This is a genomic window from Roseovarius sp. BRH_c41 (assembly GCF_000961715.1).
Taxonomy (GTDB): Bacteria; Pseudomonadota; Alphaproteobacteria; order Rhodobacterales; family Rhodobacteraceae; genus Roseovarius.
Genome location: NZ_LADY01000060.1, coordinates 85,137 through 107,166 on the forward strand (window position 1 = coordinate 85,137; position 22,030 = coordinate 107,166).

Sequence of the window (22,030 nt, forward strand, 5' to 3'; positions counted from 1 at the left end):
AACGAGTCTCTTTTTCCATGATTGCCCGGCAGGTGGATTCCGCCTGGATTCCCCGGTTAAAGTGCCTGTCGCTAGCGAAATGCCGCGCTCAGCCCCCCCGTATACGTTTAGGGCCGGGGAGGAACCATTGGGAGGGGGGGTAGCTTGAGGTGGGGCGCCTAGTGCAATCATTGCTGCACCCAATAGATGACGCATCACTAAGGTGGCTCAGGGCGATATCGGGGTCGTCTTCCAAACATCCTTAACCAGTGAAATCAAAAGCAAATGCCTCTTTTCAATAGATGCTGCGTTCCAACTTGTGAAAGCTTCCAGTTTGGTATTGATCCTTGAAATTGACGAGTTCTGTCCGACCTCGGTCAATCCAACTAGACTACGTGTGAGATAGCTTCCGCTTTTGCGATACTCTTCTATCTTGTCAGCATAGAAATCATTGCCCGCGACAATATTGATTGGCTTTTCGAGTAAGGTCAGATTGCCCAAGCGGTTCTTGAAGTCGTCATAGTCAGCGAGAGGGTTTTCGTTTGTCCAGCTATCTCGAAGCGCAGCATTCGGTCTGTCAGGGAGAATGTGCTCAATTTCCAATTTCGCAAAGGGCTCTAGGCTGCCACGTGTATTCACACCGCTGAAGGCCATTTCAACATGTTGAGACAGTCGCGCCAGAAAATATCGGGTTCGATACTGCTGCATAGAATAAAGCGTAAAGCGCTTGAGAGCATCAGTTAGCTCCTGTGACTTCGCAGCCATGCTTTTCTCAAAACGCTCCGCAACAAAACTATCCAATTTCACCTTTTGCAGTATCGGATCGTTCTCGCCAGAAATTTCACGTAGCTCGTCAGCCCACAAGGAGAAACTGTCTGTCGTCATATAAAATGGGACATCAGAGCGGCTTGAACATTGGAGGCTCTGGTTCGGTTGCGTGATTGATTATGCGGCTTGTTTTTGATGTTGCAAGCGGCGCTGTCGGATCGTCAGTTTCTTGATCTTCTCCCTTTCTCTCAGAATGGCTTTGTCCCGTCCAAAGTAGACGTCGGCGGGTGTGACGTTATTCAGGCTCTCGTGGTAGCGCTGGTTGTTGTAGTAGTCGACGAAGGCCCCGATCTGTCGCTCGAGATCACCGGGCAGGTAGTAATTCTCCAGCAGAACACGGTTCTTCATGGTCTGGTGCCAGCGTTCGATTTTGCCCTGGGTTTGTGGGTGGGATGGCGCCCCGCGAACGTGGTCCATTTTCTGATCGGTCAGCCACGTGGCCAGATCGCCAGAGATATAGCAGGAGCCGTTGTCGCTGAGCAGACGGGGTTTGTGTCGGACCACGGCTTGGTCGCAGCCCGATGCCTGAAGCGCCAGCTCGATCGTGCTGGTCACATCCTCGGCCCGCATGTTCGTGCAGAGCTTCCAGGCGATGATGTAGCGGCTGTAGTCGTCGAGGATGGTGGACAGGTAATACCAGCCCCAGCCAATGATCTTGAAGTAGGTAAAGTCAGTCTGCCACATCTGGTTGATGGCGGTGGTCTTGTCCGTGAACTCATCGGCGGCCTTGATCACCACGTAGTCCGGCGCAGCAATCAGATCAGCGGCTTTCAGGATGCGGTAAACCGATGATTCAGAGACAAAATATCGCTTCTCATCGGTATATTTAACGGCCAGCTCGCGTGTGGTCAGTGCCTCATGCTCCAACGCAAACTCGATCAGATCGTCACGGCGGACATCAGGGATGCGGTTCCAGACCGACTTTTGACGTGGCGAACGATCTGCCAGGGAATCAAAGCCACCTTCGACATATCGGTCATACCATCGGTAAAATGTGGTGCGCGGGATGCCCAGCATATCAAGGGTCTTCTTGGTTGGCAGATGCGACCCTTCAACTGTGCGAATGATCTCCAACTTCTCGGTTGCTGGATACCTCATTCCTCGAACTCCCCAGCCCCTGTCATGCTTTTTTGAGCAGACGGTTTTCCAAGGTGAGGTCGGCCACGCATTCCTTCAGGGCCATGGCCTCAGATCTCAACTCCTTCACCTCAGGCGATGTCGCTTGACGCGCCGTGTCGCCGGAAAGACGACGCTTTCCAGCCTCAAGGAATTCCTTCGACCAAGTGTAATACAGGCTGTCAGAAATGCCCTCACGACGACATAACGCCGAGATGCTTTCCTCCCCGCGCAATCCGGCCAAAACAATGCGGATCTTCTCCTCCGCCGAGTAGGTCTGGCGGGTCTTGCGGCGGATGTTTTTGACCAGCTTGTCAGCTGCGTCTTTCGATGTTCCGGGCTTCTTGTTCATCTTCGCTCCTTAAAGGCTACGATGAACCAGAAACCCTCCGTTATTCAAATCCTCATATCTGTCCCATAGGTGCTGACGTCAGACAGTTCTGACCAACAAGCCGCCGGGGATTTTCTAATATTCCGCACCGTACAGCCGCGCGCCAAGCGCCCTGATTTATTTGCCCAGAATATCAATGCTCACTTCCTGCGCACTGCGGCCGTTCGTGTTCTTCGCAGCGAACTTCCGCTTCCCGCCCCTTGTGAAGGCGACCTGTGGTTCGACGTGCCCGGCCCTGAGCGGCCGTTCATCGCCGGTAGCATGTCGCATTGCAGCGCCACTGAACTGGCTACTGGCGCCCAGGTTTTCCACAGTATCGCGCGTCAATAGCCGACGTTATTCTGACTAACTCCGCTCTTCACCTATGCGGCAGCAGGACAGTTGTTTCACTTCAAGTCAAAACGCGCGCCTTCCATGCTGCAAAGCTCTCTACCGGCCTATTTTTGACAAGCGTATATGCGGCTTGATGCGCTGTTACCCCGGCCGGGTCGAGATCGGTCTCGGGAACTGGCCATCCGAGCTTAGTCCCACAACTGAAAAATGCCTCCACATCAGCTCTTTCCGCTTGGGGTATTGAAAAACGCATGGGGCTGTCGCTTTGCGCTAGAATCCTATCGTGAATTATCTTCATCCAGGCTTGGTTCCGCGCGCAGTTATGTTGTTCATAGGGTTCGCTATCGATCGCATCGAGAACCGCCTTGGCCAGCAGCAAAAGCGCTGACGCGCGGTCAAGGTCGGGTTGTTCCACAAGCCATTCCACAAACGGCACAAGCCCGGCCGCGCCGCTTTCCGACCACGCGACAGTGATGCAGACCTCATGCCACATGTCAGGGCCTTGCACGCGCAGCCAATCCGTCAAAGCGGCATCTGCCACCGGGCTAACGCGCTCTTGCGACCATCTTTGCTTCTGATCTATCATGCTGTCCCGTTCTGTGGCGGCTTGCGCAACCGTCTCGACTCGCCGTGAAAGCCGCCCTCGCCAGTTCGACCGGATTGCATCGGCCGCCTCCCGCTGTTTGCGGATCATGATGCGGCGTGCTTTTTGGAATTCGACGTCCCCGAATTCGGCAGCTGCCACGAAAAACTCCAAGCGACCCAGTTTTTTGATCGTCAGGGACTTCATGTGGTCGCGCAGGAACACATCCAGTGTCAGTCCATCAAGAGCATCGGCCCCCAACTCGTTCACAAACAAGAAGAGCGCCACCAGAGGGTCCGCTTCCAGGCTCGTTTCAGATCCGACCCTCGTCTTCAGGCGACCGCCTGCGAATACCGGAATTCTATTTGTTGTAACAATCACGCCGTCGGCGTAGATCTGACGCGGCGCCAATTCAAGAGATTTCAGCTCGCGCTTAATCAACGCCTCCGCCTTCGACTGGCGCAGTGTGAGGAAAAGAGCCCATGAAAGAAAGATCGAGATGAATAGCACAAGGCCAGATACAAGGATATGGATCATTTTCGGACACTGCATTCCAACATGAACGGGGAACTTATGTGGTGTTTCTGTCAACAATGTGACACCATCGACTTGCGGGTTCTGCCGACTTCGCCTTGGTGCCGCTCTACCCGCGAGCGGCCGCTGTCCGCCCCGATTGCGATTTTTTGGTCAGACCGCACAGGTCAAAACAGGTAGGTTACGACGGCTGCGCCCTCCCGCAACCAAATCTTATGACGATGTCAAATAGATATAGCCCGACCTAAACAGTCGGGTTTTTGCTTGCGCATTTTGTGTCAACGCCATGCCAACGTCTTGCAAGCGCCGTACCAACCTTCGCGGCGAGCTGATCTCCGAATGCGATGCGTCCGCGGCGCCAACAGCAACCCAAGAATCTTTGCGACAGAACCGTTTTGAGCGGTCCCTTGACGAATTGCGGACAGCGGAAATTCGTGACGGAGATACGTGCGATGGAGTGATAAAAACGCGGCCCCGATAATCTTGGGGCCGCGCTCGCATATCCTCAGGCAAACTCAATGTGATCCGACATCGGAAGCTCGATCAGCCTCGGCCCCCCTGCACGCGCTATGGCATTGGCCAGTGCGGGCCCCGACGGGGGTGTCCCAGGTTCGCCGACGCCAGAGGGTGCCTCGGTGGACGGAATAATCTCCACCTCGATCGCGCCGATGTCCGATATGCGCAGTGGTTCGTAATCCGGGAAATTGAACTGATCCACCTGGCCGTCAGTCAGGGTAATCTTGTCGCGCATGACGTGGCCGATACCGTACCCGATGCCACCTTCCATTTGTGCCCTGATCACGTCCGGGTTCACCGGGACGCCGCAATCGACCGCGCAGAAGACCTTCTCGATCTTCACAGGCGCAACGCCGCCGCCGGACACCTCGGCAATTTCAGCCACGAAAGAGCCGAACGAGTGGTGTACGGCCAAGCCGCGCGCATGCCCATCAGGTGCTGTGCCCTGTCGGCTGGCCATCTCGGCCACCTTGCGCAGGACACCGGCCATGCGGACTTGTGCGGGCGTGTCGCCCGGCAGCATGGACAGGCGCAGATCCAACGGATCCGCAGCGGTTTCTTCGGCCACCATGTCGATCATGGATTCCATCACATAGGCGGTGTGCGTATGCCCTACCGAACGCCACCAAAGGACGCTTGTCGCCTTTTTATGGTCGGTCAACCCCACAGCCATACCCGGGATGAAATAGGGCGTGTCTGCCACGCCCTCGACCGAAGAATGGTCGACACCGTCATGAATCATCATCTGCGCCATCGGGGTGTCTTTCATGATCGACTGGCCGGCGATACGGTGATCCCAGCCGACGATCTTGCCGCCATCGTCGATCCCCACCCGGACGCGATGGGCGAAGGCTGGGCGGTAGTAGCCACCCTTGATGTCGTCCTCGCGCGACCAAACCAGCTTCACCGGTCGGCTGCGGTCAGTCAGGCCGAAGGCCATCGCGCACTCGAGGTTGTAGTCCGCAGTCGGGTTGGCGCGCCGCCCGAAGGAGCCGCCAGCCAGAATCGTGTTGATCCGGATTTTATCCATCGGCAGTTCCAGTACCTGGCTCAACGTATTGTGGCCGAATGTCGGGAACTGCGCCCCGTCATGCAAGATTACACCGCCGTCATCGGTAGGTTCGATCGTGCAGGTTAGCGGTTCCATCGGCGCATGGGCCAGAAGTGGAAAGTAGAAGGTCTTGTCGATGATGTGCGCGGCACCGTCCACCAGGGCGGCGGTCTTGGCCTGTTCCCCTTTGGCTTGATAGGTGCTGTCTGCGTTCACGGCGGCGATCAGCTCTTCGCGGATCACGTCAGAGGACCGCGTTTCGGCTTCGGACGCATCCCATTCGATGCTGAGCGCATCTCGCGCCATCATCGCCTGCCAGGTGGTTTCGGCATAGACTGCGACGCCCGATTTGTCCGGCATCGCCTTCGCCATGACAAAACCCTTCATCCCCTCGGCGTCACCCGCGTCGAAAGAGGCCAGTCTGGCACCCATCTGGGGCGCTCTGGCGATGACGACCACAAGCTGGTTGTCCAACTGCATGTCCATTGCGAACTTGCCCGAGCCGTCAATCTTAACCGGCGTGTCCTTGCGTGTAACGGCCTTTTCCTTACCGATCAGGCGCCATTCTTCGGGCCTGCGCAGGCGCGGTTCTGCGGGAGCTTCCAGCTTGGCGGCGGCCGCCACAAAATCGCCAATCGGGGCGGCTTTACCGCTTCCGGTGATCTGGCCGTCCATAATATCCAAGCTGGCCGCATCGACATCCCAGGCATCAGCGGCAGCCGCGATCAACATTTCACGCGCGGCGGCACCGGCGTTACGATACTGCCCGAAACTGTTTGCCATGGCCGTTGACCCACCAGTGCCCTGGAACGCCCCGAAAAGAAGGTTATTATAAAGCGTCGGGTTGGACGGGGCAAATTCGTAGTCGATCTGCTCCATTGTCATGCCCAGTTCTTCGGCGACCAGCGTGGTCAAACCGGTCGATGTTCCCTGTCCCATTTCGAAATGCTTGACGATGGCGGTCACGCGGCCATCCTGAGCGATGCGGACGAACGGATTGAACTGCATCGCGTCCGATCCGGCGGCCAGGGTGCCATCGGGCCGGGCTCCGACAAGCAGAACGGCGGTGGCGGCTGCGGCCCCTTTGAGGAAGCCGCGTCGGGATGTGGTCATGGTCATCTCAGCCCTCCAATATCTCGGCCGCACGCAGAACGCCGGCGCGAATGCGCGGATATGTGGCGCAGCGACAGACATTGCCCTGCATGTATTGATCAACTTCCTCTGCCGTCGGCCTGGCATTCTCCGACAAGAGACCGGCCGCCGACATGATCTGGCCGGACTGGCAATAACCGCACTGTACCACGTCAAGTTCGGTCCAGGCTCGCTGGATGGCGGCACCGATGCGGTCGCCGCCGATGGCTTCGATCGTGGTGATCTCAGCCCCTTCGACATCCTCGACATAGGTCTGGCACGATCGCGTCGGCTGCCCGTCGATATGTACGGTGCAGGCCCCGCAAGCAGCGACCCCGCAGCCGAATTTCGTTCCTGTCAATTTGAGGACATCGCGGATCACCCACAAAAGCGGGGTTCCGTCTTCGGCATCGACCATGACGGTCTGGCCATTGAGTTTAAGTTCGCGCGTCACGTTCATCTCCGTGTTCAGTATGGCTGAGAATACTGCGCCCTGCCGTATCGCAAGGCTCTGGTACATAGTCGCAATTTTGGCGCGGATCGTCACTTGCATATGACGCCAAATCTATAACATAAGATGACAAAAGCTGATCGTTGCGCCTTCGAGCCGAGGTGCAAGGCTGGTAAGAAGATGTCTCGATACGGTCCAGAGAAGGGAACGCCGATGTCCAACTCCCGACAGTACAACATTGCTGCGCATGTCCGTCAGACCTGCAATATCCTCGGTCTGTCGCCTGCTCGGGTGCTGGCCCGCTGCGGGCTGGACGCAGGTTTTTTGGATTCGACAGACACCGGCGTAGACGCATCAACCTACTTCGCGCTCTGGACTGCGTTTGCTACCGAAAGCGAGGATTCTGAGCTGCCGCTGACACTGGGATGCGGCGTATCACATGGGCCGTTTCAGCCGGCACTTCTGGCGTTCTCGGCAAGCCCCGACATCTATACCGGACTGAAACGGCTTGCCGTGTTCAAGCCGCTCTGCGCGCCGATACGCCTGGAGCTGAGCGAAACGGACACATGCTTCTCCGCCGCCTTTGCTACGGAAGACGACCATACCATGCCGACCGTCATGGCCATGACCGAGGTGGTATTTTTCCTCGATCTCGCCCGAACCTTCACTGCGCATTACGTCGTACCTCAGGTTATTCACCTTCCCGATCCGACACATGTAACGCCAGCCTATCGGGACTATATCGGCGCGCCAATCGAGAAAGGTCGCCTGCCGGGTATTATCTTCACGATGGAGGATGCTCGCAGACCACTGATTTCGGCCGATACCGATTTCTACAGAATCGTTGAGCAGGACCTTCTGGTCAAGCTTGAGAATTTGACGGGCGGCAACCAGATCAGCAACCGCGTCAGGCGAGTTCTGACCGAAATGCTTCCCGCCGGGACAGTTTCGGCAGGCCAGGTCAGCGCGCGGCTCGGAGTGAGCAAACGCAGTCTACAACGCAAGCTGCGGGACGAAAGCACGTCGTTCCAGGCCGTGCTGAACGAAACGCGGGCATCGCTGGCCCTGACCTATCTGCGGGATCAGAAACTGAGTGCGGAGGAAACCAGCCATCTCCTCGCTTACCGAGATCCGAACTCGTTCTATCGCGCCTTCCAGGTGTGGACGGGCATGACGCCCGCAGAAGCAAGGAACGCGCCAATCAACTGATAGGCAGGAAATCCTGCGGTCTGCGCGGTTTTGGTGCTCCTTCGACAGCCGTTCGCAACTGTCAGATTTGACGGATACGGTCAAACGGCTCAGAGAGGTTTTCCAACCGCTTGGGCCATGGCGGGTGCTCTAGATGAAGAGTACCCGTTGTACTACACAGGATCAAATGAACGTGGAGTCCAAGCCTGTCCGAATACGGTCGCCGCAGGAAGGACGCCATAAACGATGGCGGCCAAAGCGACGATCTGGGATAGATTGGAACGGCCTGTATCAAACCAGGCAATACGGCACGCACGCACCATTGGACCGGCACCAATATTGATACCCACCATGGCCATCATGGCAGTCCCAGGGTAATCGCCCCACTTTTAACGGGGTGCGATGTCCTGCTGTCCTCGACGTTTCCAGGGTTCATACAGGTAGCCCGATCTGCTTGCGCAGACTTTTGTCGAATGCGGAGGTGGGGACGAAGCGCCGCAGGAAACTGACTCGCCGCGCCATTCTTCCTGCTGCGTATCGCTTCTTCGGATTGGCGTCGGTCGCGGCCTTTAGTACAGTCTTGGCGACGATTTCCGGATTATCGCCTTTCTCCATCGCCTTGCGCACAGTCACATTCATGCTTGCACGGCCTGCATCGTAAATATCAATCTGATTGTCTGGGCTGGTGAGGCTCTCTTCGAACGATGTGCGAGTATAAGCGGGTTCGACCAGCGTCACGCGAATGCCAAATGTCCGCATTTCATGATCAAGTGACTCGGAATAACCTTCGACCGCATGCTTGGTGGATGCATAGAGAGCGAAGTAGGGCGCGGGGATGAACCCCTGTACCGAGCTTACGTTGACGATCCGCCCCCCCTTCTGGAGACGCATCGTCGGCAAGACTGCGTTTGTCACGCGCAAAACACCGAAGACGTTCACATCGAACAGTGCCTGAGCTTGAGTGATCGAGGACTCCTCCGCGCCGCCCAATAGTCCCACCCCGGCGTTGTTGACCACCAAATCAACGCGCCCGGCCTGTTCCAGGATCTTTGCGACAACACTCGTCACTGATGCGTCATCGGTGACGTCGCAACTCAGCATGGTGATGCCATCAGATATATCGGCGATGACCCGGCGACTGGTTCCGAATACGCGGTATCCCGCAGTTTGAAGGGCCTTGGCGGTCGCTTTTCCAATACCTGAGGATGCGCCTGTCACCAGCGCGACTTTCTTGGTGGTCTCATTCATGGGCTTACCTCTTTCGGTTCTCGTGGGTCTCGTCCGGAATAGTGCCGTTCGCCCCACACTCTTTGGGTTGGGATTTGCTTGGCTAACACCGCCGGGGCATCTCTTCGGGGTGTAGCGTGGGTGCGTTGGACGACGATTTGGACATCATGGCCTGCTGCGCACGATCAGGCATGTCGACGTCCCATGTGCATGGAGCCTGCCTCCGGCGTCCTCAACTCGACCTTCTAGAGTGATCACCATCTGGCCACGCGACAGAACTCGGCCAATGACTTTCATTTCGCCCGACTCTGCAAGAATTGGTCGGATGAATTTCGTGGTCGTTTCATGTGATGGACAGGCTTCGCCCGGTGCGAGAGTGGTTTGTGCCGCAAGGGCCATGGCAGTGTCGAGCATCGTCATGATCCAGCCGCCGTGCATTGTCTTCATCGGGTTGCTGAAACGTGCTTCGGGTCTAGCCCGAAGAGTGACCTCGCCTTCCTGAGGCGGCAGCAATGTGAAGGGCATCACATCCGCCATCGCAGGAGGGCGGATACTGCCGTTCGCCCAAGCTGAAACCAACTCAAACCCGGTGTATTCCATCGGTTCAGATGGCGAGGTCGATTCGGTGTCGGCTTCAACCGATCCCTGCGATATCACTGGTTTGCTCCTGTTTCAGTATCCCTGCCGGCCACTTTCAGAGCGTTGGCGGCAGCCGCTTGGAGAAATCCTGCCGACAGTGCCTTGTCATTGACGGCCCGTGAGAGAACCAGTGCTCCGACCATGGTCGACAGGACGGCCATAGACGTCGCACTTGGCTTCTCGCCGCACGGCTTGCCCGCCAGGTTGTCGAGGATGTCGAGATGTCTTTTGATTCCGGTTTCGAACGACGCTTTCACATCGCTGCCCTGTCTAGCCGCATCCGAGCCGAGCGCCACGATCGGGCAACCGTCCATCTTTTCCTCGCGATGGCCCATGCTGAGATAGAATGCGAGGACGGCGCCAAGCGGGTCCTCGGGATTCGCCTCGACTGCGGAAGACCAGTGCCGCGTGGCGCTCTCGAATGCGCGGCTGGATGCCTGCACCGCCAGGTCTTCCTTTGACGCGAACTGCTTGTAGAAGGCACCCTGGGTCAGGCCGGCGCCCTTCATCAGGTCCTTAAGGCCGATGCCGTCAAAGCCATTCTCCCGGAAAAGGCGGCTCGCCACGTTGATCACGTTCTCGCGGTTTTCTTCAGCCTGTTTGCGGCTCACTCGCATGGCTACTCTCCATTAAAGATTGCGTTCGTAATCTATATACTATATAGAGTGTGAGTGCAATCTATTTTGAAGCAAGGCGATGGTCATGAATAAGAAACGCGTCATTGTGCTGGGAAGCATCCTGATCGCTGTGTTGGGGGCGGCTGGGTTTGCCACGCTTGCCATTCCCACGCAGGAAGCCTCCGCCGAGAGCGACCCGCGGCAGATGCCGCCGATTGTCAGGCTGACGAAAGCGGTGCCTATGGATGATGCTGAACTCAGCTTCACAGGGATTATTGCGGCACGAGTGCAAAGTGATCTCGGTTTTCGCGTGTCTGGAAAAATCGAGGAACGATTCGTGAACACCGGTCAGAAAATCTCCGTCGGGCAGCCGCTGATGCGGATCGACAAGACCGATCTGCAGCTCGCACTCATCGCAAAACGTAACGCTGTCGCCGCAGCGCGCGCTGTTCTGATGCAGGCCCGTGCAGATGAAAAGCGCTATGCGACTCTGTCGGACAATGGCTTGGCTGCAAGCTCGCAGCGCTACGAACAGGCAAAAGCCGCGCTGGATACCGCAGAGGCACAGCTTGCCGTGGCCGAGGCCGAAGCACAGCTTGCTGAGAACCAGGCATCATATTCCACCCTTGTGGCAGACGCGGATGGTATTGTGATTGAAACGGTCGGCGAGCCTGGCCAGGTCGTTGCAGCCGGGCAGCCCGTGATCCGGATTGCACAGACCGGCCCTCGCGAAGCCCTGATCGCACTTCCCGAGACAATACGGCCAGACATCGGTTCTGTGGCAGAGGCCCGCGTATATGGCACCGAGGCACGCAGCCACTCCGCACATCTGCGGCAATTATCGGACTCGGCTGATCCCCGGACCCGCACCTACGAGGCTCGCTATGTGCTTGGTGGTGAGGCAGCGACAGCACCTCTTGGCGCGACGGTCACCATCCGGGTTGCAAGGCGGACCGGCCAGCCGACGATACAAGTGCCACTGGGGGCTCTGCTGGATGATGGCACCAAGATCGGCGTTTGGATGCTGGACCGAGCGACATCGACCGTGCATTTTCGTCCCGTTAAGCTTGTGCGTTTAACCAGCGAGCATGCCGTTGTCTCCGGTCTGGAACCGGGTGAGCCGATAGTTTCACTGGGCGCCCATCTCTTGCAAGAAGGGACCTCTGTCAGACCCGAAACTGAGAGCGGAGATAATTGATGAACCTCAATCTCTCCGCGATCGCCGTTCGCGAACACGCCGTCACCCTTTTCATGATCCTCCTGCTCGTGGCCGCCGGGGCCTTTGCCTTCCTCAAACTGGGGCGGGCAGAAGATCCCAACTTCACCATCAAGACGCTCACGGTCACGGCGGCATGGCCCGGTGCGACAGCGCAGGAAATGCAGGATCTTGTCGCCGAACCGCTGGAGAAGCGGTTGCAGGAGCTGACATGGTATGATCGGGTCGAGACGACAACACGTCCCAGTTATGCCTATATGACGGTGACGCTGAGAGACGACACGCCGCCATCTGCCGTCGAAGAGCAATTCTATCAAGCCCGCAAGAAGCTAGGGGATGAAGCCCGCAACCTGCCACAGGGTGTCTTTGGTCCCTTCGTCAACGACGAATATTCGGACGTGAGTTTTGCACTCTATGCGCTAGAGGCCAGGGGCATGCCGATGCGAAAGCTGGCCCGGCAGGCCGAAACAATTCGCCAGGACGTGCTGCATGTGCCGGGCGTCAAGAAGATTAACATTCTCGGAGAGCGCGCTGAGCAAATATTTGTAGAGTTCTCGTATACCAAGTTGGCAACGCTCGGCGTTTCGGCTCTGGATATCATTGCGGCCCTGCAACGGCAGAACACCCTTACACCAGCGGGCTCCATCGACACGCAAGGCCCTCAGGTCTTCATTCGGATCAACGGCGCTTATGGGAGTATCCGGGAGATCGCCGACACGCCGATCATCGCAGCGGGGCGGACGCTGAAGCTTTCCGACATCGCCGAAGTCCGCCGTGGCTATGAAGATCCTCCGACCTATGTGATCCGGCATCAGGGTGAGCCCGCGATCATGCTCGCAGTGGTGATGCAGGAAGGCTGGAATGCCCTGGAACTCGGAAAAGCGCTTGAGGACAAAATCGGGGCCATTGAGCAGACGCTGCCGCTGGGGTTATCGCTTCAGAAGGTGAGTGATCAAGCGGTAAACGTAAGTCACGCCGTCAACGAGTTCATGTTGAAATTCGCGATGGCCCTCGGCGTGGTGCTGCTGGTCAGCCTGCTCAGCCTAGGCTGGCGCGTGGGCATCGTCGTTGCCGCCGCCGTCCCGCTGACGCTGGCCGTTGTGTTCCTCGTCATGCTGGAAACTGGAAGGTTCTTCGACCGCATCACTCTCGGGGCCTTGATCCTGTCCTTGGGACTTCTCGTGGACGACGCGATCATCGCCATCGAAGTCATGGTGGTGAAAATGGAAGAGGGCATGGATCGCATCAAAGCGGCCGCCTATGCGTGGAGTCACACTGCAGCGCCGATGCTGTCAGGAACACTGGTGACGATTGCGGGGTTCCTGCCGGTGGGCTTTGCCCGCTCGGCGGCGGGGGAGTACGCCGGCAACATTTTCTGGATTGTGGGGTTCGCTCTTATCGTATCCTGGATCGTTGCGGTCGTTTTCACGCCTTATCTTGGCGTCAAGATGCTACCCGAGATCAAGCCTGTCGAGGGTGGCCACGCAGCGATCTACAACACACCGAATTATCGGCGTCTGCGGCGTCTGATCACTTTTGCCGTGCAGCACAAGGTCCTGACTTGCGCCATCGTCGGTATCGCCTTCGCGTTCTCCGTCGTCGGCATGGGGGGCGTCAAGCAGCAGTTCTTCCCGACTTCTGACCGCCCCGAAGTGCTGGTGGAAGTCCGTCTGCCGGAAGGCACCAGCATTGAGACGACGACCGCCACGGTCGAGACGCTCGAAAACTGGCTGGACGAACAGCCCGAAGCTGCGGTAGTCACCAGCTATGTCGGCCAGGGCGCTCCCCGGTTCTTCTTTGCAATGGCACCGGAACTTCCCGACCCGGCCTTTGCCAAGATCGTTGTACTGACGCCGGATGCGGAAGCCCGCGAAGCGTTAAAGCACCGCCTCCGAGAGGCTGTGGCGCAGGGGCTTGCGCCTGAGGCCTATGTGCGTATCACTCAACTCGTGTTTGGGCCGTATACGCCCTTTCCGGTGGAGTTCCGGGTCATGGGACCTGAGCCCGCGCAGCTCTACGAGATATCAGAGAAGGCCCTCGATATCATGCGGGACGTTCCGGATGTGCGGCAGGCCAACCGGGATTGGGGCAACCGCACACCCGTGCTTCGCTTCGTTCCAGATCAGGATCGCCTGAACCTTATCGGTCTCTCGCCGGTGGAAGTAAGCCAACAGTTGCAATTCTTCCTGAGTGGCATCCCGATAACATATTTACGCGAAGACATCCGCAATGTCCCCATCGTGGCTCGTAGCGCCGGGAACGCGCGACTGGACCCGTCGCATCTGGCAGATTTTTCCCTGATAAGTCGAGACGGTCGACAAATTCCACTCGACCAGATTGGCCATGCCGAAGTGCGCCTGGAGGAACCGATCCTGAAGCGTCAGGACCGCACCCCGGTTATTACAATCCGCTCGGACATCAATGAGGCAACTCAGCCTCCGGAGGTCTCGAAGGAGATCATGACAGCCCTGCAGCCGCTGATTAAATCCCTTCCGGCCGGTTATCGCATCGAACTGGGAGGATCGATGGAAGAATCCGTGAAGGCCAACGCCGCTTTGGCGAAAGTCTTCCCGATCATGATTGCGGCGACGCTCATCGCAATCATGTTGCAAGTGAGATCTTTCTCGACCATGGCCATGGTCGTGCTGACGGCACCGCTTGGGCTTGTTGGAGTCGTACCTGCCTTGCTGGCTTTCAACCAGCCCTTTGGGTTCAATGCCATTCTGGGCATGATTGGGCTGGCCGGTATCCTGATGCGCAACACACTGATCCTGACTGAGCAGATCAAGGAAAACCGGGCCGCCGGTCTGGACGACTATCACGCGGTGATCGAAGCTACAGTACAGCGTGCCAGACCTGTGATCCTGACCGCACTTGCGGCCGTATTGGCTTTCATCCCTCTGACGCACTCGGTCTTTTGGGGGTCCATGGCCTATACGCTCATTGGTGGAACGGCCGTCGGCACGGTGCTGGTCCTGCTCTTCCTTCCCGCCCTTTATGCCGCATGGTTCCGGATCACGCCGATCATTGATGATAACTCTGAGAGGCGAGTGGGCAAAACTTGGGGGTCATGCGGCTGCTCTTTGGTACGCGCCGGTTAGCCGACCGTCAAGAACGGCGGCACGGACAGGGGCTACGCGGTGGGCTCCCTTGGGCGACCATCTCATGCGGCGACGCTTACAATTTCGGCCGTCGCCTCAAAATGAGCCTGACGCGCGTTGATGGTTTGTGCCCTATGGCGGACAAACAGATCGCGGGATCGACAGACCGTGGCACGCGCCTGCTGTCGGGGTGACTTCGGCTCGACAAATTGCATGGTCGGGCGGCTGGCTGCTTTAGCCATGGCCTCGGCGTCAGCCGCATCATTCTTATGGGTTTGACGAACGGCTTGACGTAGGCAGACACCACCAACCTGACGGTATGCCCCAGAGCATTTATCTCACGCGCCCAATAATGGGCTGTGGCACAGGTCTCCATAGCAACCATGCAGGGTGTCAGATCTGCGAAAAACCCAACACCTGACCCCGTGACAGTTTCTTGCGAATAGCAACGCTGCCGTTGGCCGTGGCACCGTGAACTTGGAAAACCCGCTTTGCCAAATCCAGCCCAACGATGGTAACTTCTGTCATGGATCCTTCCTCTTCCTTGTGTGATGTGACCCACATCACCTTGGCACATTGCGATGCCGTCGGGAGGGGGTATCCACCCCATCAGGTCTCAGGTCTCCGTGACACTCAACAACCTGCCCAACCTGCAGGGCCGGGTGCTATATCTCGATTACGACCTAGGCCTGGTCGACGCGCCCGCAGGTCAACGCACGCCCCCATTCATCACCCAGTGCATTCTTCCGTCGCGGCCGAGAGCGACCGCAACACCCAGCTCATTCGTGCGCCCATCAAGGATGTTTTTCCTATGCGATGACGACTGCAACCAGGCTTTGAGTACTTGTACATGGGTCGAGTATCCAAGCGCCACATTCTCTGTAACGAAACGAAAGTCATAGCCTTTTGTGATGACGCGAGCGCCTAGCGAACTGCCACCTGTGCCAATATGGCTAAGCCGGTTGTGACTGGCGTTATCGCAGGCATGCGCCTGCGCAACCTTGGTGAGCTGGGATGACATCCGAAAGTCTGGTAGATGGAAATGGGCGCGTTCCTGATTGATTTGAAGCATGAGCTGACGTGCAAGTTCGATGTAATTCGGCGGCACAGTGCAGGCCATAGTTGGCATCACAGCAAATAGAACAAGGATGACGGACAGGACCAGAGACCGCGTGCAGGAAGTCATGCTACCCATCATGCTTCATTTCCCGCCCCTGCGCAAATGACTCGGTGTGCGGGTTGGGCCGGAAACTATCCCTCCACAGCGCCAGAACTCCGGCACCGTACCAGTGTCTGACGCGCGTGCCGCCACGATATCACGAACACCTAGGCGCACCTGCTTTTCGTGTTCACAGTTTCAGGCGAAGGCGATGAAACGGGCCTCGCCACGATCCACGAAGACCGTACAATCCGCTCAGTGCCCCCAGCAGCAGCCAGATTGCTCCGGGCAAAGGAACGTGCGGAACCTTGTCGCCACCCTCTATGTTACCATCGCCGTTGCCGTCAGGAGTGTTGCGGTCGTTACCCCCAGAAAAGGTGCCAAAATTATGGCCGCCAAAGCTGATAACGTCAGGCCTGCTATCGGTATTGCCAATGTTGGAAATCAACACCGGCTTGAACTCATCTGAGCCAGGGAATGACGGCTCCCAAAAAGAGTCCAGGAAATCCTCGCGCATCTCCGACATGCCCAGCACGCCGCACTCGGCCAGAGTGTAGCTATCGTCGTCTTCGTTGGAAAAGACACAGATTGGAGCTTCAAGCAGCGCATCTCCCAAGCATCCGCTCACTTTGTTGGGCTGGTCGGGAAGATTGGAATCGGCGGCCAGACTGACGCGTGCGCGGTTCGTACTCGTGGTCAAGTCGGAATCAAAAATCCCTGGAATGTAGACCCTTTGCAACTTCCCCTGATCATCGAAGGCGACATAGACATCTTGGGTCTGCGAGAAAAAGCCAGTCACCGCTCTCAGCCGACCCAGAAACACCCTTTCGGGAATGTCACGCATGCGGCAACCCTCCAACGCACTTGCTGCCACGCGGGTCTCGGGATCGGGACGCGCAACAAACTCAACCCGCAAGCCTGAAACCGGAACGGGCCATTCTGGTTGAGACGGTGCCGTATTAGCCACAGTCAATGCCTCGGTTCCTTGCGTCCCGATGCTGTCTGGTTCGTCACTTACGGGGACATCCGCACTGTCCAGATCTGGCATATCCACATCTGACATATCCAACTCCGGAGCACCCTTATCGTTCAGTCGCACTTCCAGTGTGACCAGACAGGCATCCAGGCCAGCCATATCCGGCGAAGGGATCTGGTCCGTAATCAGCCGTCCGGTTCCCGCCGATGTCGCCTGCAGGCTTGGGCTGTCACCACGGCTTAATGCCCCGGCCAGTATCCGGGCAGTATCGCCTGTCAGCCACAGGCTGTCTGTGCTGGCTTCCAGTGCAGTCACGATGTTAAGTATCTGGTCGCCGATCTGCAGTATCACGGGCTTTGCCGCGTCGGGCGAGTATTTCAATTGGATGCGAAACGCGACAGGTGAGTCGGGACGCGCAACGGCCTGTATGGAGCTGGCCGGACTGCGCATCACATCAGAATATGCAATCGCAGTGCCATCGGGCGCGAGATACAGCGACTCGTCAATCCTCAGAGGCTGACTTGCAACACAGGACAGACCATTGCGCGTGCTCAGAAGGCTGACATTGTCTCCATGAGTATCAAGAAAGCTCTGCGCAATTGGACCTCCACGCCGGGCGGCGGGATCGGACAGAATGACCGTCGTTGCATTGGCTGGCACAATCGTCATCAGGAATGCGCCTACGCTTAAACTGTAAATTGACGCTTTGAAATCCCGTGCCATTTGCAGCCGTTACCCATTCGTCTCAGTTCGGTTTCCCCTAAGCGGATCGCTTCCAAAGGTTCAAACTTCTGAGCTATGGTGACTCCGCACAAAGACTTCCGAAAGGGTTATGCAGATTTGGCCGCGTATTGAGGTCAAGTTGGAAACAGTGCCTATCACTGCCTGATTTTGGCCACATTTATGACGCGTCGAAGCCTAACTTTGACCGATTGCCAAAGCGGCACCCTGTCGTATATCGCTACGAATCAGCCGATCCAGCAACGAATTGACACCGATTTCAGATTCCGTCAGTCCAGCCATGGATTTCCCTCCATCTGGCAAGAAACGTCTCTTGGCGTTCATTAGCAATCTGCACGGCCCGGCGCACTTCATCCCCTGTCATACCCTGGGTCACTCATGGTCACCATGATCGACGGCCGTGAACTTTGGCGCTTTGACCTCTATCCAAAATGAACTCCAGAGGTGCTTGTTTTGTGTATAACGATGAGGATCAAGACGCAGACAACCCGCCAACGCCGCTTGCAACATCAAAAACAAGCCGCATAATCGATCACACAAACGAACCAGAGTATCCAATGCTCAAGCCGCTCTGGTGTCCCATTTTATATAACGATGGACAATTCCGAACGCGGCGAAGGCGCGGCCCAATTGTCGGCGCGGGTCAATCAATCGGCCATCTGATCGGTAGCGGCAGTCTGGATCCCGGCCAGGGGAGGGGCCTGAGATCATGGAGTATTCAATTAGCCGACGCACGTTTGTCGGAGCGGGACTTGCAGCATTCATTGCTGGCCGTGCATGGGCGCAACCGGTGTTTCGCCTAGGGCTGACACCCGTGTTTCTCGACAACGATGCTGCCGTAATTGATGGCCTGCGCCGTGCCTTGTCTCGCGGGATGGGGCGCGAGATCGAATTGGTTCAGCGCCGCACCTATCAGGAAATCACCGGTCTCTTGCTGGAACGCAGTGTCGATGCGGCATGGCTTTGCGGTTATCCGTATCTCCAGCACGCCGATTTGCTGGATCTTGTTGCCGTGCCTGTGTGGCGTGGTGGCCCGCGATACCAGTCTTACCTTATTGTGGGGGCCGAAGATGGAGCAGAAAGTCTGACCGACCTGCGCGGTGGCACTCATGCATTTTCCGACCCGGATTCGAACTCTGGCTACCTTGTGACCGCGACCGATCTGCGCCGGATGGGGGAACAGGTCGAGGGCTTCTTCAGCCGATCCATTTTCACCTTTGGCCACCGCAATGTGGTGCGCGCGGTGGCGGATGGCTTAGTGCGATCCGGCAGCGTCGATGGCTATGTCTGGGAAGCGCTTGCAGTGATCGAGCCGGGTCTCACTGCGCGCACACGCGTGATCGCCCGGTCGGAATGGTTGGGCTTTCCCCCGGTCTGCGCGCGGCGCGACAGCCTTGCAACCGAACAGGTTCAGGCCCTGCAAACCGCGTTGATGAGCCTCGCTGAGACGGAGGAAGGCCAAAAGGCGCTCACCTCGCTGCAACTCGACGGGTTTCAGAACGCGACGGCGGGTCTGTTCGACGGAATCGCGGACCGCATGGCCGATCTGGAACCCTGAGTCATGAAGTGGTTTGCCCCCAGCCCCCTGTCGATCAAGCTGCCGCTTCTTGCGGCGGCTATGATGGTCCTTGTGGGCACGGTGGCATCCCAACTGGTCCTGCGGTCGCTGGCGCAGGTTCAGGACGCACGGATTCAAGAACTCGCGCGGATGCATGTCGAGGGATTGTCAGTGGCTCTCGGACCGCTTGTCCTGCGCCATGACATATGGGAGGTCTACGACACGCTCGACCGGGCGGCCCAGGGGAGCGAGGGGCGGCGGATGGTCCTGACCGCCGTGGCCGACGAGCGCGGAAAGGTTCTGGCCGCGACCGACCCCAAGCGTGTTCCCATGGACAGTGATATCGCAGCGCTTACCGCTGATGCGGTGGCGCTGGATGACCTGTCGGTGGATGGCGCGTCAAACGTCCTCAGCCTGCTTGCGCCCTTGACCTATCAGGGACGCACCGTAGGGCAGATCGCGACGGAACTGGACGTCGCTGACCTTCTGTCGGAACGCAGGCAGGCGCTGCTCTACTTGATTATGGGCAATGCGATTGCCATCGGCTTTCTGTCGATGACGGGGTTCCTGGCGATACGAAGGATGCTGCAGCCGGTCACGACGCTGGCACGCCAGATGACCGAGACGAAGGGGGAGCCGCATCCCATCCCGGCCGCGGACATTCCGCGCGGCGATGGCGAACTGGCGCGGCTGGCGCACACCTATAACTCGATGGTCGGCGCCGTGGCCGCCAAGGCCGAAGCCGAGCGGAGGTTGGCGGAACGGGAACGGTTCGTCGCGCTTGGGCGCCTGTCCTCGTCGTTGGCGCACGAGATCAACAACCCGCTTGGCGGGCTTCTGAATGCGACGGATACGATACGCAGCTATCCCGATCGCCCTGATGTGGTGCGGCAGTCCGCCGACCTCCTGGATCGGGGCCTGCGCCATCTGCGTGACGTGACCCGCGTGACGCTCGACCAGAACCGGATTGATCCTGAAAGCCGGGGTCTGTCCGCTGATGACTTCGAAGATCTAAAACTGCTGATCCAGCCCGAGGTAGCACGGCAGCGGCTGGATCTCGACTGGTGCGTCGACCTTGCGGCACCAACCGTTTGCAGCACACCGGCCGGGCCGGTGCGCCAGATCGCGCTGAACCTGTTGCTGAACGCCTGCGCGGCGTCCGGCCAATCCGGGCGCGTTGGCCTGCACGTTTCCCTGCAGGCAGACGCGTTGACACTTCAGGTCACGAATACCGGGCCCGACATGCCGCTGGCCGCCTTGGACAGGCTGCTCGCGGATGGTCCCCTGTCGCCCGGAGGGGGCGTCGGGTTGCGGCTGGTGCGAGAGCTCGCCAGGGGGCTGGGCGGCTGTGTCGGTCATGCGCGGCCAGACGATGTGACGCTTATCACGGTCAGCCTGCCAATGTCCCAAGGAGCGGCGAATGCTGAGGAATAGATACATCGTCCTTGTCGAGGATGACGAGATCATGGGCGCATCGTTGGCGCAAAGGTTGGAGTTGGAAGGCGCGCACGTGCTCTGGCTCAAGCAAATGGGGCGGGCCATTGGCGCGATCCGAACTCCGAAAAAGGTGATCGACGCGGTCATCTGCGATATCGGCCTGCCGGACGGGTCGGGTGAGGAATTGTTTTCGACACTGGTGCGCACCGGCACCCCGCCCCCCTTTCTGTTCATCACCGGGCAAGGCGGCATAGGCCAAGCCGTTCGGCTGATCAAGTCGGGCGCCGCGGATTACGTAACCAAGCCTTTCGACATGTCCGTGTTCCTGGAACGGCTTGGCCTGCTACTGGGAGATCGGGAGAATCCGGTTCGGAATGAGGACTTTCCAGCCTTGATGGGGATCTCTGTCGCGGCGAGGACGATCGAAGCCATGATTGCGAAAGCGGCGACTGAAAGCCATCCCGCGCTGATCCGGGGCGGTCCGGGCACGGGCAAGGATCTGGTCGCCCGGCGCATTCACGACCTTTCCGACCGATCGGCCGCACCCTTCGTCGCCGTCAACCTTGCCCGCGAAGCCAGCGCCGAAGACGCCTTGTTCGGTGACGGGGCTGGCTTTGACAGGGTCGGCGAAGGCACCCTTTTCATCAACGCCATCGGAAAGGCGGGCCCACAGATCCAGTCGCGGTTGCTGGACCGCATCGACCAGGGGTTCGACGGACGGCTGATCGCAGCCGGTGGTCACGATCTGGAGGCGCTGATCGCCCAAGACCAGTTCAACGCTGAATTGTTTTACCGTCTGGTGCGCACCGAAATCCCAATACCTCCGCTCAGTACCCGGCCCGATGACGCGGTTTGGCTGATGCAGCAGCTTTTTCGCAAACTGGCCCCGCGCCATGGGCCTGAAATCGAAGGGATAAGTGCGCTTGCCGAAGAGGCCGTGCGCGGCCATGGCTGGCCCGGCGGCGGACGCGACCTGCGCGCGAGATTGCTGCGCGGCCTGACCATGGCGGCAGGGCCATTGCTGCAACCGTCCGATCTGTTCCCCGAACGGCTTGCTGATCCCGATGACATGATGTCGCTCGCCCAGGCCCGCGATGCAGCCGAACGGGTGCAGATCATCGCCGCCCTGGATCGGACCGGGGGGCAGATCGGAGAGGCAGCAAAACTCTTGCGCATCGCCCGAACGACGCTTTGGGAAAAGATGCAGAAACTCGACCTGTCTGGCTCCTGAAGGGTCGCACCGTATGTTCGGATTTCC

At 58.3% G+C, this 22,030-nt stretch carries 16 protein-coding genes and 1 pseudogene; 6 read left to right on the forward strand and 11 right to left on the reverse strand.

Features of this window, described 5'->3' with window-relative positions; genetic code table 11:
* Window positions 1-207: 207 nt before the first annotated feature.
* The 5 genes from VR71_RS18875 to VR71_RS18900 form a co-directional block, all read right to left on the reverse strand.
* On the reverse strand, window positions 208-864 hold the full coding sequence (locus tag VR71_RS18875) for an HNH endonuclease family protein (protein ID WP_045686158.1): 657 nt from the start codon (window positions 862-864) through the stop codon (window positions 208-210).
* 60 nt (window positions 865-924) lie between these two features.
* Window positions 925-2,275 (reverse strand): IS3 family transposase gene (locus VR71_RS18880; protein WP_296430601.1). Its coding sequence is split into 2 segments (ribosomal slippage): window positions 925-1,939 and window positions 1,938-2,275, totalling 1,353 coding nucleotides; the frame shifts between segments, so codons are not numbered across the junction.
* A 430-nt stretch (window positions 2,276-2,705) separates the two neighbouring features.
* Complete coding sequence (locus VR71_RS18890) at window positions 2,706-3,767, reverse strand: hypothetical protein (RefSeq protein ID WP_045686161.1); 1,062 nt, start codon at window positions 3,765-3,767, stop codon at window positions 2,706-2,708.
* A 502-nt stretch (window positions 3,768-4,269) separates the two neighbouring features.
* Window positions 4,270-6,450, reverse strand: coding sequence for a molybdopterin cofactor-binding domain-containing protein (locus VR71_RS18895; RefSeq protein WP_045686162.1), 2,181 nt, complete (start codon window positions 6,448-6,450; stop codon window positions 4,270-4,272).
* A gap of 1 nt (window position 6,451) precedes the next feature.
* Window positions 6,452-6,916, reverse strand: a complete 465-nt coding sequence (locus VR71_RS18900) for a (2Fe-2S)-binding protein (protein WP_296430603.1) — start codon at window positions 6,914-6,916, stop codon at window positions 6,452-6,454.
* A gap of 210 nt (window positions 6,917-7,126) precedes the next feature.
* Between VR71_RS18900 and VR71_RS18905 the strand changes: the two genes are divergently transcribed.
* Entirely contained in the window at window positions 7,127-8,122 is a 996-nt protein-coding gene (locus VR71_RS18905) for an AraC family transcriptional regulator (protein WP_296430605.1), read from the forward strand.
* A 411-nt stretch (window positions 8,123-8,533) separates the two neighbouring features.
* On the opposite strand, the gene VR71_RS18910 is transcribed toward VR71_RS18905, so the two are convergent.
* The 3 genes from VR71_RS18910 to VR71_RS18920 all read right to left on the reverse strand — a co-directional run bounded on the left by VR71_RS18910 (window position 8,534) and on the right by VR71_RS18920 (window position 10,584).
* Complete coding sequence (locus tag VR71_RS18910; RefSeq protein WP_009817391.1) at window positions 8,534-9,349, reverse strand: oxidoreductase; 816 nt, start codon at window positions 9,347-9,349, stop codon at window positions 8,534-8,536.
* A gap of 144 nt (window positions 9,350-9,493) precedes the next feature.
* A complete protein-coding gene (locus tag VR71_RS18915) occupies window positions 9,494-9,985 on the reverse strand; it encodes a PaaI family thioesterase (protein WP_296430607.1) in 492 nt (163 codons plus the stop codon).
* Window positions 9,982-10,584 carry a TetR/AcrR family transcriptional regulator gene (locus VR71_RS18920; RefSeq protein WP_045686165.1) on the reverse strand — a complete coding sequence of 201 codons (603 nt, stop codon included), beginning with the start codon at window positions 10,582-10,584 and terminating at the stop codon, window positions 9,982-9,984. Before VR71_RS18920 ends, VR71_RS18915 begins: the two co-directional genes overlap by 4 nt.
* An 85-nt stretch (window positions 10,585-10,669) precedes the next feature.
* Between VR71_RS18920 and VR71_RS18925 the strand changes: the two genes are divergently transcribed.
* Together VR71_RS18925 and VR71_RS18930 are read left to right on the forward strand one after the other, a co-directional pair.
* Entirely contained in the window at window positions 10,670-11,782 is a 1,113-nt protein-coding gene (locus tag VR71_RS18925; RefSeq protein ID WP_045686205.1) for an efflux RND transporter periplasmic adaptor subunit, read from the forward strand.
* Window positions 11,782-14,901, forward strand: coding sequence for an efflux RND transporter permease subunit (locus VR71_RS18930; RefSeq protein ID WP_045686166.1), 3,120 nt, complete (start codon window positions 11,782-11,784; stop codon window positions 14,899-14,901). The genes VR71_RS18925 and VR71_RS18930 overlap by 1 nt, the downstream gene beginning before the upstream one ends.
* Before the next feature lie 101 nt (window positions 14,902-15,002).
* On the opposite strand, the pseudogene VR71_RS18935 reads toward VR71_RS18930, so the two are convergent.
* The 3 genes and pseudogenes from VR71_RS18935 to VR71_RS18945 all read right to left on the reverse strand — a co-directional run.
* A pseudogene (locus VR71_RS18935) lies at window positions 15,003-15,429 on the reverse strand (transposase); the annotation flags it as partial.
* A gap of 181 nt (window positions 15,430-15,610) precedes the next feature.
* Entirely contained in the window at window positions 15,611-16,099 is a 489-nt protein-coding gene (locus tag VR71_RS18940) for a CAP domain-containing protein (RefSeq protein ID WP_296430609.1), read from the reverse strand.
* A 151-nt stretch (window positions 16,100-16,250) separates the two neighbouring features.
* Window positions 16,251-17,705 carry a hypothetical protein gene (locus tag VR71_RS18945; protein WP_296430612.1) on the reverse strand — a complete coding sequence of 485 codons (1,455 nt, stop codon included), beginning with the start codon at window positions 17,703-17,705 and terminating at the stop codon, window positions 16,251-16,253.
* Between the two features lie 781 nt (window positions 17,706-18,486).
* Between VR71_RS18945 and VR71_RS18950 the strand changes: the two genes are divergently transcribed.
* The 3 genes from VR71_RS18950 to VR71_RS18960 are packed head-to-tail and all read left to right on the forward strand — an operon-like array spanning window position 18,487 to window position 22,003.
* A complete protein-coding gene (locus tag VR71_RS18950) occupies window positions 18,487-19,335 on the forward strand; it encodes a PhnD/SsuA/transferrin family substrate-binding protein (protein ID WP_045686168.1) in 849 nt (282 codons plus the stop codon).
* 3 nt (window positions 19,336-19,338) lie between these two features.
* Window positions 19,339-20,769: a HAMP domain-containing sensor histidine kinase gene (locus VR71_RS18955; RefSeq protein ID WP_045686169.1), complete on the forward strand. Its 1,431-nt coding sequence runs from the start codon at window positions 19,339-19,341 to the stop codon at window positions 20,767-20,769.
* The gene (locus VR71_RS18960; protein WP_045686207.1) at window positions 20,756-22,003 is read left to right on the forward strand and encodes a sigma 54-interacting transcriptional regulator; all 1,248 of its coding nucleotides are present in this window, start codon (window positions 20,756-20,758) and stop codon (window positions 22,001-22,003) included. The genes VR71_RS18955 and VR71_RS18960 overlap by 14 nt, the downstream gene beginning before the upstream one ends.
* The last annotated feature ends 27 nt before the right edge of the window (window positions 22,004-22,030 follow it).

Excerpts from the sequence above, each read along its gene's own strand:
- VR71_RS18945 (WP_296430612.1), bottom strand. The coding sequence starts at position 17,705 with ATGACGATTGTGCCAGCCAATGCAACGACGGTCATTCTGTCCGATCCC.
- VR71_RS18910 (WP_009817391.1), bottom strand. The coding sequence starts at position 9,349 with ATGAATGAGACCACCAAGAAAGTCGCGCTGGTGACAGGCGCATCCTCA.
- VR71_RS18925 (WP_045686205.1), top strand. The coding sequence starts at position 10,670 with ATGAATAAGAAACGCGTCATTGTGCTGGGAAGCATCCTGATCGCTGTG.
- VR71_RS18955 (WP_045686169.1), top strand. The coding sequence starts at position 19,339 with ATGAAGTGGTTTGCCCCCAGCCCCCTGTCGATCAAGCTGCCGCTTCTT.
- VR71_RS18890 (WP_045686161.1), bottom strand. The coding sequence starts at position 3,767 with ATGATCCATATCCTTGTATCTGGCCTTGTGCTATTCATCTCGATCTTT.
- VR71_RS18940 (WP_296430609.1), bottom strand. The coding sequence starts at position 16,099 with ATGATGGGTAGCATGACTTCCTGCACGCGGTCTCTGGTCCTGTCCGTC.
- VR71_RS18950 (WP_045686168.1), top strand. The coding sequence starts at position 18,487 with ATGGAGTATTCAATTAGCCGACGCACGTTTGTCGGAGCGGGACTTGCA.
- VR71_RS18895 (WP_045686162.1), bottom strand. The coding sequence starts at position 6,450 with ATGACCATGACCACATCCCGACGCGGCTTCCTCAAAGGGGCCGCAGCC.
- VR71_RS18875 (WP_045686158.1), bottom strand. The coding sequence starts at position 864 with ATGACGACAGACAGTTTCTCCTTGTGGGCTGACGAGCTACGTGAAATT.
- VR71_RS18930 (WP_045686166.1), top strand. The coding sequence starts at position 11,782 with ATGAACCTCAATCTCTCCGCGATCGCCGTTCGCGAACACGCCGTCACC.
- VR71_RS18960 (WP_045686207.1), top strand. The coding sequence starts at position 20,756 with ATGCTGAGGAATAGATACATCGTCCTTGTCGAGGATGACGAGATCATG.
- VR71_RS18920 (WP_045686165.1), bottom strand. The coding sequence starts at position 10,584 with ATGCGAGTGAGCCGCAAACAGGCTGAAGAAAACCGCGAGAACGTGATC.
- VR71_RS18905 (WP_296430605.1), top strand. The coding sequence starts at position 7,127 with ATGTCCAACTCCCGACAGTACAACATTGCTGCGCATGTCCGTCAGACC.